The following is a 12,035-nucleotide window of genomic DNA, read 5'->3' on the forward strand; positions in this document are numbered from 1 at the left end:
GGGCCCGCGCCCCCGCCCCCCCGCCCGCCCCCGCGCCCCCCCCCCCCCCCCCCCCCCCCCCCCCCCCCCGCTACCTGGGTCTGTCTGCTTCACCACGCCTTCGACCCCCGGCTGCTACAACACTGGCATGGTTGAACCCGCGTCCCCTGTCCCCGTGAATCTACGCAAATATGTCCAGCGCCTGCAGGACAGCTTTCCCATGGCCGTCGGCAAGCGCTTCGTCGAGATCGACGTGCTCACCCAGGCCGCCTCGGTCTCCTTCTACGCCCTGCTCTCGATGGCACCCCTGCTGGTGCTGCTGCTGTGGCTGACCGCCTCGCTGTATCCCCCCGCGCAGCAGGCTCTGGTCGAACAGATCAGCGCCGCCGCCGGCAGCAGCGCGGCCACCGTGGCCGAAACCGTACTGAAGAACGCCGACAACCAGCCGGACGTCGGTTCGCTGGCCGGGCTGTGGAGCACCCTGCTGCTGTTCATCGGTGCCACCGCGGTGTTCGCCCAGCTGCAGAACGCACTCAACCTGATCTTCCGCACCAGCGGCGAGCGGCTCGAGGGCATCAAGGCCTGGCTGCGCAAGCGCGTGTTCTCCTTCGGCGTGGTGCTGGCACTGGGCTTCCTGCTGATCCTGTCGATGACCGCCACCACCATGCTGCAGGTGGCCTTCGCCCAGTTGCCCTCGATCCTGCCGGCCATCGGTTATCTCACCAGCCTGCTGCTGTATGCGGTCGGCTTCGCTTTCATGTACCACTACCTGCCGGACCGACGCGTAGCCTGGCGCCAGGCCTTCATCGGCGGCGTCATCACCTCGGCACTGTTCGCGCTGGGCCGCTATGGCATCGGCGTCTACATCGCCACCGTCGCCCCCGGCAGTGCATACGGCTCGATGGGCGCGCTGGTCATCTCGCTGGTCTGGATCTACTACGCCACCGTGGTGTTCTTCGTCGGCGCACTGATGACCGCAGTGATCGACGAGCGCCTGCGCGCACGTACCCACCTGGCCGCTGCCGGCATCGATCCGGCCAACGCCGGCCCCCTGCCCGGCAGGGAGTAAACTAGGCGGATTGATCGTCCGCCTCGCGTGGCCCCTGGCCGCGCCCCTGCCCTGTTGCCCATGGCCCGTATCCCCGACGCATTCATCGACGACCTGCTGGCCCGCTCCGACATCGTCGAGGTGGTGGGCAGCCGCGTGCCGTTGAAGCGCCAGGGCAAGGAATATGCGGCGCGCTGCCCGTTCCATGACGAGCGCTCGGCCTCGTTCACGGTCTCGCCCACCAAGCAGTTCTACCACTGCTTCGGCTGCGGCGCGCACGGCACCGCCATCAGCTTCCTGATGAACTACGACCGCCTCGAATTCCTCGATGCGGTGGATGAACTGGCCAAGCGCGCCGGCATGGAAGTGCCGCGCAGCGAGAACCCGCGCAACGCCCAGCAGCAGGACGACAGCCGCGAGCTGTATTCCGCGCTGGATGCGGCGACGAAGTTCTTCCAGAAGAACCTCGAAGGCAGCGAGAAGGCCCGTACCTACCTGGACGGCCGCGGCGTGGACGAGGAAAACCGCGCGCGCTTCCAGATCGGCTATGCGCCGGACGGCTACAGCGGCCTGCGCGATGCGCTGGGCAAGGACGAGCGGCGGATGAAGCTGCTCGACCGCGCCGGCCTGTTTTCCAAGAACGATCGCGGCCACGTCTACGACAAGTTCCGCGACCGGGTGATGTTCCCGATCTTCGACCGCCGTGGCCGTGTCATCGCCTTCGGCGGCCGCGTGTTCGAGAAGGACGACGGCCCCAAGTACCTCAACTCGCCGGAAACCGCGCTGTTCCACAAGGGCCGCGAGCTGTACGGCCTATGGCAGGTGCGCCAGGCCAACCAGAAGATCGAGCGGCTGATCGTGGTCGAGGGCTACATGGACGTGGTCTCGCTGTTCCAGTTCGGGGTCACCCAGGCGGTGGCCACGCTGGGCACGGCCACCACGCCGGACCACGCCGAGCTGCTGTTCCGCAACGCGCCGGACGTGTTCTTCTGCTTCGACGGCGACGCCGCCGGCCGCCGTGCCGGCTGGAAGGCGCTGGAATCGGTGCTGCCGCGCATGAAGGATGGCCGCCAGGCGTTCTTCCTGTTCCTGCCCGATGGCGAAGACCCGGACACCATCGTGCGCAAGGAAGGCGCCGAGGTCTTCAACGAGCGCCTGAAGCAGGCCACGCCGCTGTCGCAGTTCTTCTTCGACGAACTGACCCGCGAGATCAACCTGGGCACCCTGGACGGCAAGGCGCGCCTGGCCGAGCGGGCCAAGCCGATGCTGGCGCAGATTCCCGATGGTGCCTTCGGCGACCTGATGAAGCAGCAGCTGGCACAGCTGACCGGCCTGGGCGGTGGCAACGCCGCCGCCGCACGCGCGCCGATGCCGCAGCGCGCGCCGGCCCGGCAGATCCAGCCCATCGCCAAGCGCAGCCTGGTGCGTGGTGCCATCGCCGTACTGCTGCAGCAGCCGTCGCTGGCGATGAGCCTGGGCGGCAAGCACCATTTCCAGGGCCTTCGCCTGCCCGGCGTGGAGCTGCTGCTGGAACTGCTGGGCCTGGTCGAACAGCGCCCGGACATCAGCACCGGCGCCCTGCTGGAACATTTCGATGGCCGCGAAGAACAGGCCTCGCTGCATACGCTGGCCGCGCAGACCATGCCCGGCGACGAGGCGATGTGGACCCAGGAACTGCACGACGCGGTGGCCCAGCTGGAGAAACAACTGCTGGTGCAACGTCTGGACGAGCTGTTGGCAAAGCAGCGCCAGCAGGGCCTGGACGATACTGACAAGTACGAACTGCGCGAACTCTTGAAGGCCCGCGCCACCCTGCGCCTGTAGCGGCAGCCCTACACACGGAGAGAGCATGCTGCTGCGCCTGACCTGCCTGCTGTTGCTGTCACTCTGCACGACCCTGCCCGCCTGGGCCGGGGACACGCCGCTCAATGAAGTCCGCCCCGGCCTGTATGCCGGCGGCCAGCCCAGCGCTGCGCAACTGCAGTCGCTGGCCGCGCAGGGCGTGCGCACCGTCATCGACCTGCGCCAGCCCGGCGAGGACCGGGGGTTCGACGAAACCGCCCAGGCCGAAGCGCTGGGCCTGCGCTACGTGCGCATCCCGGTAGCCGGTGCCGAGGGCCTGGATGCAGCCAACGTGCGCGCCGTGCACCAGGCACTGCAGCAGAGCCAGGGCCCGGTGCTGCTGCACTGCGCGTCGGGCAACCGTGCCGGTGCCGTGCTCGGCCTGGTCAACGCCCGCTACGAACAGGCCAGCCCCGAGCAGGCCCTGCAGCTGGGCCAGCGCGCTGGCCTGACCTCATTGGAAGCGGCCACCCGGCAACGCCTGGCCGCACCCGTTTCCCATCCCTGACCCCCTGTAACAAGGAGCCTGCCCACCATGACCCGCTGGTGGTCGCGCCTGCGACCGGACAACTTCACCCTCGCCCTGCTGTGCACCGTCGGCCTGGCCTCGCTGCTGCCGATGAAGGGCGCCGCCGCCATCGTGCTGGACGATGTCACCACCGTCGCCATCGCCGCGCTGTTCTTCCTGCATGGCGCGCGCCTGCCACGCGAGTCGATCATCGGCGGCATGCTGCACTGGCGGCTGCACCTGACCATCCTGGCGTGCACCTTCATTCTGTTCCCGCTGCTGGGCCTGCTGTTCAAGCCGCTGTCCGGCTGGCTGCTGACGCCTGAGCTGTACATGGGCGTGCTGTTCCTGTGCACCCTGCCCTCCACCGTGCAGTCGTCCATCGCCTTCACCTCGATGGCGCGCGGCAACGTGCCGGCGGCGGTGTGCAGCGCTTCGCTGTCGAGCATCCTCGGCGTGTTCCTCACGCCCCTGCTGCTGACCGCACTGGCCGGTACCTCCGGCGGCGTGCATGACCCGCTGCATGCCATCGGCGGCATCATGCTGCAGTTGCTGGTGCCGTTCGTGGCCGGTCACCTGCTGCGGCCGTGGATCGCCGGCTGGGTGGAAAAGCAGCGTGCGCTGCTGCGCTACACCGACCAGGCCACCATCCTGCTGGTGGTGTATTCGGCCTTCGGCGAAGCCGTGACCGAGGGGCTGTGGAGCAAGACGCCGCTGCTGTCCCTGTTCGCCGTGGCCGTGGTGGCCGCCGTGCTGCTGGGCATCGCGATGCCGCTCATCACCTTCCTGGCCCGCCGCCTGCACTTCAACCGCGAGGACGAGATCGCCATCGTGTTCTGCGGCTCGAAGAAGAGCCTGGCCACCGGCGTGCCGATCGCCAAGGTGCTGTTCGCCGGTGGCAGCCTGGGCGCCATCGTGCTGCCGGTGATGATCTACCACCAGATCCAGCTGATCGTCTGCGGCGTCATCGCGCAGCGGTATGCGAAGCGCGCGCCCTGATTGGGCGCGCGGGTTGTTGTGGGGAGACCATCCACGCATGGCGTGGATCTACTGAACGCGCGGGTGGTTGTGGGAACCCCATCCACGCGTGGCGTGGATCTACTGGGCGCGCGGTGGTTGTGGGGAACCCCATCCACGCGTGGCGTGGATCTACTGGGCGCGCGGGTTGTTGCGGGGAACCCCATCCACGCGTGGCGTGGATCTACCAAACCGCGGATGGCGCTACCCCGCAGTAGATCCACGCCATGCGTGGATGACGCTCGCGCCGCCGCTAATCTACGATGGCCGCGGCGATGTCATGCAGCACTCGGGCGTTGCGCTCCACGTCACTGCCCGGCTCGCCTGTGGCAATCAGGCTGTAGGTCTTGCTGTCTCCCGTCCAGGCAAGTTCAACCCGGGTACGGCCGGCACCATCCACGGCCTTCCCGAGGTTAGCGGGCTTGCCGTTCACCTCGGTGTTCTGCGCCTCCGCGATCACCTCGATCTGCATGCCCGCAGCGAGGAAGTTGTTCTCGCTGAACTCCACGATGCCGACACCCTCCAGCCGGTAGAAGCGGCTCAGGCCCGAGGACTTTGCACCGTCCAACGCGCCACTCGGCTCCATGCCGATCAGCTCGGCGGGTCCGAGGAGAGTAGCGTCCAGCCTGCTGGGAGGCTGCGGCAAACGCTGGCGTAGTTCCGACGCAGAACGCTGAGTACGCGGCACGGCAGCCAGTATTTCGACCTGCGTTGGAATGTTCCCTTCGACAACCTGCACGACACTCTTGGCTCGTTTGATATCAGCACGAAGCTGCTGCTTGACCTCTTCGGGGGCATCCATATCTGCCAATCGCACGATGCGGTAGCTGCCCACCGGCGACGTGTCCGCGTTTAAAGCGGCCTGCATGGTGCGTTGATGCAGCCATTGCCCGACCGCGTCAGCTTCCGCATCAACCTGGGATGCGCATGTAGTTGCCGAGATCGGGATGCAGGCAACAAGCAGCAGATTGAAGTTCATTGCGACCACCTTGCTCCACAGAAGGACGAGTCATCAACGGCCGCAGTGCGGCCCTCGCAAGCAGAGATCGACACCGGGTGCAAAGGATTCGGTGGGAAATCATCCACGCGTGGCGTGGATCTACCGGACCACGGATGGCGCGAGCCTGCAGTAGATCCACGCCATGCGTGGATGAGTTGCGCGACGCTACGGGTCTACCAGCGTGCCGACGCTCAGCTGCGGCATCCACACCCACAAGTCGTACTGGCGGCCGGCATGGGTATCGACCCGTGGGCCGCGCGCCACCTGTTCGGGCACTGACCGCGCCATGCAAGTGCCCGCGCACCCCCAGTACTGGCCATGCTGCGCTTGCAGCCCCACGCTGTAGATATCCAGATCCCGCAGCAGCGATGCCATCGGCCGTGTCTGCATTTCTGGCGGCGCACCTGCCGGCCGCTGCAGCATGGCGTGCACGTTGCCGGTCAGCACCAGCATGCGTGCGCCAGCTGGCACGCGCCGGTACAGACGCCGCAGCTCGGCTGCCATGCGGTTGTCGCGTGTCTGGTTGTTGCCATCACTGTGGTTGACGTCATAGCCGACCACGTCGATGGCACGCCCCCGTGCCTTCAGCGCGCGCAGGTCTTCGATCAGCGCCAGCATGTCGCGGCTGCGACGGCCATCGTGCTGGTCATCGCGCACGGTCCAGAACGCACGGCCGTGCAGGCGCTGGCGTGCCGCCGCCCCGCCATCGGAAGCCAGGTATCCGCGCAGCGTGGGGTTTTCGCCGCGTGGCAGTTCCAATGCAAGCAGGACCGGCGCGCCATCGCGGCTGTAATCGTCCACCAGCTGCCGCACCAGCAGCGGCGTCTCGCGTGTTCCGTGCAATTCACCCAGCACCAGCATGCGGTGATCGGCGGTGTGCTGGCGGATCTGCGAGGCAGTGTCATCGGCATGCGCGGTCACGGCCATGCCCAGCGCCAGCATCAGCGCGGTGGTCCAACGGAAGATCGAATGCATCCCTGCTGCTTCCTGTCCCTGGGGTCAGGAACAGCAATGGCGGCGCCACGAGCGCGGTTCAAGGTGATCCACGCCATGCGTGAAGGTTCCGGCGATCAGCCGAGCATGGGCTCGGCTCTACAGGGCCACGCCCGCCTCGGCCTTCCAGTAGATCCACGCCATGCGTGGATGTCCGCGCGATCAGGCGGGGTCAGAGCCCCTTCGGGGGTCCGACCCTCAGCCGAGCATGGGCTCGGCTCTACAGGTGGCCCATCACATCCAGGGCAGGATCCAGTGGTCCACCAGCAGGAACGCGAACAGCGCCATCAGGTACACGATGGAGTAATGGAACATCTTCATCGAGAACAGCTCGTCCGGCGGGTTCAGCATGCGCCAGGCGTACCAGAGGAACACGGCGTTGAGCACGATCGCGCCGCCCAGGTAGAACGGGCCGCTCATGCCTACCAGGTACGGCACCACGCACACCAGCGCCAGCACCACCGAATACGCCATGATCTGCTTGCGCGTGTGCACCACGCCATGCGTCACCGGCAGCATCGGGATCTTCGCCTTGGCGTAGTCCTCGCGGCGGAAGATCGCCAGCGCCCAGAAGTGCGGCGGGGTCCAGATGAAGATGATCAGCACCAGCAGCGACGAGTACGCCCAGTCCGACGAACCCTGCATGCCGGTGATCGCCGCCCAGCCCAGCATCGGCGGCATCGCGCCGGCCAGGCCGCCGATGACGATGTTCTGCGAGGTCGCACGCTTCAGGTACACGGTGTAGATCACCGCATAGCCGATCAGCGAAGCGAAGGTCAGCACCGCGGTGATCCAGTTCACCCACAGCAGCAGGATCGCCATCGACAGCACGATCAGCACGCCGGCAAACACCAGCACCTGCCACGGCTTGACCTTGCCCACCACCAGCGGGCGCCACGAGGTGCGCGCCATCTGCGCATCGATGTGCGCATCCAGCAGCTGGTTGATGGCGGCGGCAGCCGAAGCGGCCAGCCAGATGCCGAGGAAGCCGAGCGCACCGGCGCGCACCTGTTCCCAGCTGGGCACGCCCGGAATGGCCAGGACCATGCCGACCAGGGCGGTGAAGACGATCAGGGCCACGACCTTCGGTTTGGTCAGGTCCCAGTACTGGCGGTAATTGGAAAACATGGAATCAGTCCGGGGCACGCAGGCGGGCCAGCAGGCTGACCAGTACGAACAACAGGGCGACGGCCACGCCGTTGTGGGCCACGGCCACTTCCAGCGGCAGGGCCAGCTTCACGTTGAGGATGCCCAGGGTGACCTGCAGCACCAGCAGCGCCACCAGCGCGCTGGCCCAGCCACGCATGCTGGGCACGCGGAACAGTCGCAGGCCCAGCCACAGCAGGTAGGCCGCCACCACGATCGCAAACAGGCGGTGCGCCATCTGGATGGCGATGCGCGAGGCGCCATCCAGCACGCCGCCTTCGTAATCCACGCCGATGCCGCGCCACAGGGTGAAGCCTTCGGCGAAGTTGTGCTGCGGCCACCACTGGTTGGCACAGCGCGGGAAATTGTCCAGCGAAGCGCTGCCGCCGCCGCAGGCCAGCGCCGCATAGTTGGCGCTGACCCAGCCACCGAGGGCGATCTGGGTGACCAGCACTGCCACGCCGATGCGCAGCAGCCACTTCAGCCTGGGGGCTTCGGCCAGGGTGATCGGCAGGTGGGTCGCACGCCAGGCCATCCACACCAGCAGCGCGAACATCAGCATGCCGCCCAGCAGGTGGCCCATCACGACGATGGGTTTCAGCAGCAGGGTCACCGTCCACATGCCCAGCAGCGCCTGGAAGATCACCACGGCCAGTGTCAGCAGGGCCGCACGCGCCAGGTCGATATTGCTCCAGCGCAGGGCCGCCAGCAGCAGGATCGCCTCGCCCACCAGGGCCAGGGCGCTGGCCGTGCCATGCCAGCCCATCATGTACAGCGGTATGCCGGCGGCCACCAGTACGCAGGCGGTCACCACCGCCGTGCTTCCGAAGCGCCGCTTGCGGGTGGCCAGCAGGGCCAGGGTGAGGATCTCGATGCCCAGCGCGCCGGCCAGGAAGCGGTGCACCTGCTCGCGCCAGGCCTTGTGGGTTTCCAGCGGGCGGATCTCGGCGGCGGGGTGGCCGATGGTTTCTTCCACGTGCTGCGGCCAGGTGGCCTGGCCATAGCAGGTCGGCCAGTCCGGGCAGCTCAGGCCGGCATCGGACAGGCGGACGAAGGCACCGAACATGATCGTGCTGGCGGTCATGATCATGGCGAACCACGCCAGGCGGTGGAAGTTGCGATGCAGCGCCGGGCGCGCGGAAAGGCTCATCAAACAGGACTCACTTCAGTTTCAGCAACGTGGCCATGTCCTTGCGCAGGCCCCCCAGGTCGGAACCGGGGGCATGGCGCATGATCACGAAGCCGTTCGGATCGATCACGTAGACCGGCAGTCCCGCCGGATCATCGACGCCCGGCAAGGCCGCGCGCAGGGCTGGCGACGGGGCCAGCGGCCGCAGCGCGGGCAGCGAGGCGATCGACGCCGGTGGCGTACCCAGCCACAGGATCTCGACATTATCGGCGTTATGGCCGAACAGCTGCCACACCTTGCCCAGTCCCTGCGACAAAGTGACGCACTGCGCGTCACAGGCGCCGGCGGGGGCTACCAGCAGGCGCCAGGTCCGCGCTTCGGGGTTCCAGGGGTAGGCCTGGCCGTTGGCCAGGGTCGGTGGCTGCTGGCGCAGGTCCACCGGCGGCTCCAGCAGCTGGCCGGCATTGCGGTGCGCGGTCGGCTGCCAGCCGGTGAAGCGCAGCACGGCGGCCAGCGCCATCGCCCCGAAGAACACGGCGAACAGCAGCACCAGGGTCCGGCGGCCGGAACCGCGCGCCTGCGGGGACGTAGCAGTGTTCATGCGGGGCATTTTCTCACGGTTGGGAAAGGGATGCCGGTAGTGCCGGCCGCTGGCAGGCAGCAGGAAACCGGGGGATGCCGGCCAGCGGCCGTCACTACCGGGCCATGGGGCGCTTCCTGCGGCGCTCCAGCACCAGTGCCACCACCAGCACGGTCAGGGCCAGGCCGAACCACTGCACGGCGTAACCCAGGTGGCGCTGCGGCGGCAGCGTGTTGGGCAGCAGGTCGAGGTCGCGCTCATCGCCAAACGGCAGGGCCGGGTCCAGTCGCAGCACCCGGTCAGGCAGCGCGGCCAGCCCCAGCGCGCGGGCCAGGCCGTCGGCCGGCAGGCGGCTGGCCAGCCAGCGCCCGGCCTCGCCGGTGGGCGACACCGCCGGCCCCAACGCCAGGCCGGCCGCGGGCGGCGGCGCCAGCAGCCCGCGTACCGCCACCGGCGAAGGCGGCGCCGGCAGCTGCGGCAACGTGCGATCCGGCGGCAGCGCGCGCCAGCCGAGGTCGACCAGCAGCACGCTGCCGCCGTCACTCTGGAACGGCCGATAGATCTTCACCCCGGCACGGCCGTGGCGCATCTGGTTGTCCAGCAGCACCACCCCGGGCAGGAAGCGGCCATGGTCGGCCACGCCATGCAGCGCACCGGGCGCGGCCAGGGCCTGCGCCAGTGGCAGTGCCTGCGCCGCCGCGGGCCCCTGCGCATCCAGCATCGCCTGCTTGGCGTGCATGCGCTGCAGCTGCCAGAACCCCAATGCGGTGAACGCGGCCATCGCCAGCACCGCCATCAGCCAGCCGATCAGGCGCGTGTGCTGGCGCATCATGACAAGTCCGCGCAAACGCGGTCAGATAGGCGCATCCATCCTGCCCTCGAGCCGCGCATGAGTGATTCGCTGAAGACCCTGCTGGTAATCGCGTTTCTGATCGTCATCGTCTGGAATCTGGGCGCCGGCCTGTATTACCTGCTGGTCGACCGCGGCCAGACCAAGCGCACGGTCAACGCACTGACACGCCGCATCGGGGTGTCGGTGGCCCTGATCGTGCTGGTGATCGTGTGCATCTACATGGGCTGGATCAAGCCGCACGGCATCGGCGGCTGAGGCCGCCGTCGCCCGCGCGGTCAAAGCACGTAGACGAACATGAAGAGCATCAGCCACACCACGTCGACGAAGTGCCAGTACCACGCGGCGGCTTCGAACGCGAAGTGGTTGTCGCGGGTGAAATGGCCCTTGGCCGAGCGCAGCCACATCACGATCAGCATGATCGTGCCCAGCAGCACGTGCGCGCCGTGGAAGCCGGTCAGCATGAAGAACGTCGAACCGTAGATGCCCGAACCCAGGGTCAGGTTCAGCTCCTTGTAGGCGTGGATGTACTCCTCCGCCTGCAGGGTGAGGAAGCCCAGGCCGAGCAGCACGGTCACGCCCAGCCAGACCAGCAGCTGGCGGCGGTTGCCGGCCTTCAACGCATGGTGGGCGATGGTCAGGGTCACGCCGGAGGTCAGCAGGATCAGCGTGTTGATCAGCGGCAGGCCCCAGGCCGGGATGGTCTGGAACGCGCCGCCGATGGCGGCCGGCCCGTTGGTCGGCCAGCCTGCGGAGTAACCCTGCCACAGCAGCTCGTTGGTCATCACCCCGCGGCCTTCGCCGCTGAGCCAGGACAGGCCCAGGTTGCGGGTGTAGAACAGCGCGCCGAAGAAGGCCCCGAAGAACATCACTTCGGAGAAGATGAACCAGACCATGCCCATCCGGAACGAGCCGTCGACCTGGCGGTTGTAGTGGCCGGCCTGCGATTCGCGCACCACGTCGCTGAACCACCAGAACAGGGTCAGCACCAGCATCGCGATGCCGATATAGAAGGTCCAGCGCCCCCAGCTGGCATCGTTGAGCCAGCTGGCCACGCCGACCATGGTCACCATCATCGCGATGGAGCCCACGAACGGCCACCGGCTCTGGGCCGGGACGAAGTACACGTTGGCGTCGGTCGGTGTCTGGGCCATGTCGGTATCCGGGTCAGGGAGCGGCGTGCGCGCCTTCCGAGGTGGCGGCAGGTGCCAGCCGGTCGGACAGCGCGTCGTTGCGGTAGAAGGTGTAGGACAAGGTGATCGTCCTGATTTCCGGCGGCAGGTCCGGATCGACGATGAAGCGCACCGGCATGTCGCGCTTCTCGCCGGCCTGCAGCGTCTGCGCGGTGAAACAGAAGCATTCGGTCTTGCTGAAGAAGCCCGACGCGCGCGCCGGCGCGACGGAAGGCACCGCGCTGCCGACCACGGCGTTGGCGCTGTCGTTGCGGGCGAAGTACAGCGCTTCGTTGAGTTCGCCCGGCACCACGTCCATGGTCAGCTGCTCGGGGTGGAACGACCACGGCAGCCGCGAATTGACGCCGCCATCGAACTCCACGCGCACGGTGCGCTTGCCGGCCGCAGCGCCGGTACTGGCCTCGCTGCCGGGGCCGCGCTCCAGGCGCACGCCGAAGACCTTCTCGCAGGCGATGCGGTACAGCGGCACCAGCGAGAACGTCAGCAGGAATACCGCCACCGCCACGCCGATCAGGCGCGGCAGCCCGGCACTGCGGGACGGAGCGGTGGCCGGCGCCTCGCTCATCGGCCGATCACCCCGCTGAGGATGAAGCCGACGTAGACCAGCACCGCGATGGCGCCGACCCACAGGGCGGTGCGCCTGGCGCGCTGGCGTTGCTGGTAGAGCCGACCGTTGGTCGGCTGCGTTTCGTCAGCCGAGCATGGCTCGGCTCTACACGGGGCAAGCGGGCTCTCGTTATGCATGCCCCA

Annotated in this window: 14 protein-coding genes; 5 read left to right on the forward strand and 9 right to left on the reverse strand. The window is 67.8% G+C overall.

The window, feature by feature from the left end:
- Nucleotides 1-127 precede the first annotated feature (127 nt).
- From IAE41_RS14895 to IAE41_RS14910, 4 genes are read left to right on the forward strand one after another with little or no spacing between them, the layout of a single operon-like run.
- Nucleotides 128-1,048 carry a YihY/virulence factor BrkB family protein gene (locus tag IAE41_RS14895; RefSeq protein ID WP_108745780.1) on the forward strand — a complete coding sequence of 307 codons (921 nt, stop codon included), beginning with the start codon at nucleotides 128-130 and terminating at the stop codon, nucleotides 1,046-1,048.
- Between the two features lie 60 nt (nucleotides 1,049-1,108).
- Nucleotides 1,109-2,851 (forward strand): DNA primase, encoded by a 1,743-nt coding sequence (gene dnaG, locus IAE41_RS14900; RefSeq protein ID WP_108758606.1) that lies wholly within the window; start codon nucleotides 1,109-1,111, stop codon nucleotides 2,849-2,851.
- A gap of 25 nt (nucleotides 2,852-2,876) precedes the next feature.
- Nucleotides 2,877-3,377: a protein tyrosine phosphatase family protein gene (locus IAE41_RS14905; RefSeq protein ID WP_200733643.1), complete on the forward strand. Its 501-nt coding sequence runs from the start codon at nucleotides 2,877-2,879 to the stop codon at nucleotides 3,375-3,377.
- Between the two features lie 27 nt (nucleotides 3,378-3,404).
- Complete coding sequence (locus tag IAE41_RS14910; protein WP_097048522.1) at nucleotides 3,405-4,376, forward strand: bile acid:sodium symporter family protein; 972 nt, start codon at nucleotides 3,405-3,407, stop codon at nucleotides 4,374-4,376.
- 271 nt (nucleotides 4,377-4,647) lie between these two features.
- On the opposite strand, the gene IAE41_RS14915 is transcribed toward IAE41_RS14910, so the two are convergent.
- From IAE41_RS14915 to IAE41_RS14940, 6 genes are all read right to left on the reverse strand, one after another.
- Entirely contained in the window at nucleotides 4,648-5,373 is a 726-nt protein-coding gene (locus tag IAE41_RS14915; protein WP_200733644.1) for a hypothetical protein, read from the reverse strand.
- Nucleotides 5,374-5,559: 186 nt separating this feature from the next.
- On the reverse strand, nucleotides 5,560-6,369 hold the full coding sequence (locus IAE41_RS14920) for a calcium-binding protein (RefSeq protein WP_200733645.1): 810 nt from the start codon (nucleotides 6,367-6,369) through the stop codon (nucleotides 5,560-5,562).
- Between the two features lie 252 nt (nucleotides 6,370-6,621).
- The gene (gene cyoE, locus IAE41_RS14925; RefSeq protein ID WP_200733646.1) at nucleotides 6,622-7,515 is read right to left on the reverse strand and encodes a heme o synthase; all 894 of its coding nucleotides are present in this window, start codon (nucleotides 7,513-7,515) and stop codon (nucleotides 6,622-6,624) included.
- A gap of 4 nt (nucleotides 7,516-7,519) precedes the next feature.
- A complete protein-coding gene (locus IAE41_RS14930) occupies nucleotides 7,520-8,683 on the reverse strand; it encodes a COX15/CtaA family protein (protein WP_108758602.1) in 1,164 nt (387 codons plus the stop codon).
- A gap of 10 nt (nucleotides 8,684-8,693) precedes the next feature.
- Entirely contained in the window at nucleotides 8,694-9,263 is a 570-nt protein-coding gene (locus tag IAE41_RS14935) for a hypothetical protein (protein ID WP_108745778.1), read from the reverse strand.
- Between the two features lie 94 nt (nucleotides 9,264-9,357).
- Nucleotides 9,358-10,074 carry an SURF1 family protein gene (locus IAE41_RS14940; protein ID WP_200733647.1) on the reverse strand — a complete coding sequence of 239 codons (717 nt, stop codon included), beginning with the start codon at nucleotides 10,072-10,074 and terminating at the stop codon, nucleotides 9,358-9,360.
- 57 nt (nucleotides 10,075-10,131) lie between these two features.
- Between IAE41_RS14940 and IAE41_RS14945 the strand changes: the two genes are divergently transcribed.
- Entirely contained in the window at nucleotides 10,132-10,350 is a 219-nt protein-coding gene (locus tag IAE41_RS14945; RefSeq protein ID WP_049468560.1) for a twin transmembrane helix small protein, read from the forward strand.
- Between the two features lie 20 nt (nucleotides 10,351-10,370).
- Here the strand turns inward: IAE41_RS14945 and IAE41_RS14950 are convergent, their stop codons facing one another.
- The 3 genes from IAE41_RS14950 to IAE41_RS14960 are packed head-to-tail and all read right to left on the reverse strand — an operon-like array spanning nucleotide 10,371 to nucleotide 12,029.
- On the reverse strand, nucleotides 10,371-11,246 hold the full coding sequence (locus IAE41_RS14950) for a cytochrome c oxidase subunit 3 (protein ID WP_079225028.1): 876 nt from the start codon (nucleotides 11,244-11,246) through the stop codon (nucleotides 10,371-10,373).
- A 13-nt stretch (nucleotides 11,247-11,259) separates the two neighbouring features.
- Entirely contained in the window at nucleotides 11,260-11,850 is a 591-nt protein-coding gene (locus IAE41_RS14955; RefSeq protein WP_079225026.1) for a cytochrome c oxidase assembly protein, read from the reverse strand.
- Entirely contained in the window at nucleotides 11,847-12,029 is a 183-nt protein-coding gene (locus tag IAE41_RS14960) for a hypothetical protein (RefSeq protein ID WP_200733648.1), read from the reverse strand. The genes IAE41_RS14955 and IAE41_RS14960 overlap by 4 nt, the downstream gene beginning before the upstream one ends.
- Nucleotides 12,030-12,035 lie beyond the last annotated feature (6 nt).

The organism is Stenotrophomonas sp. S39, assembly GCF_016624665.1.
Lineage (GTDB): Bacteria > Pseudomonadota > Gammaproteobacteria > Xanthomonadales > Xanthomonadaceae > Stenotrophomonas.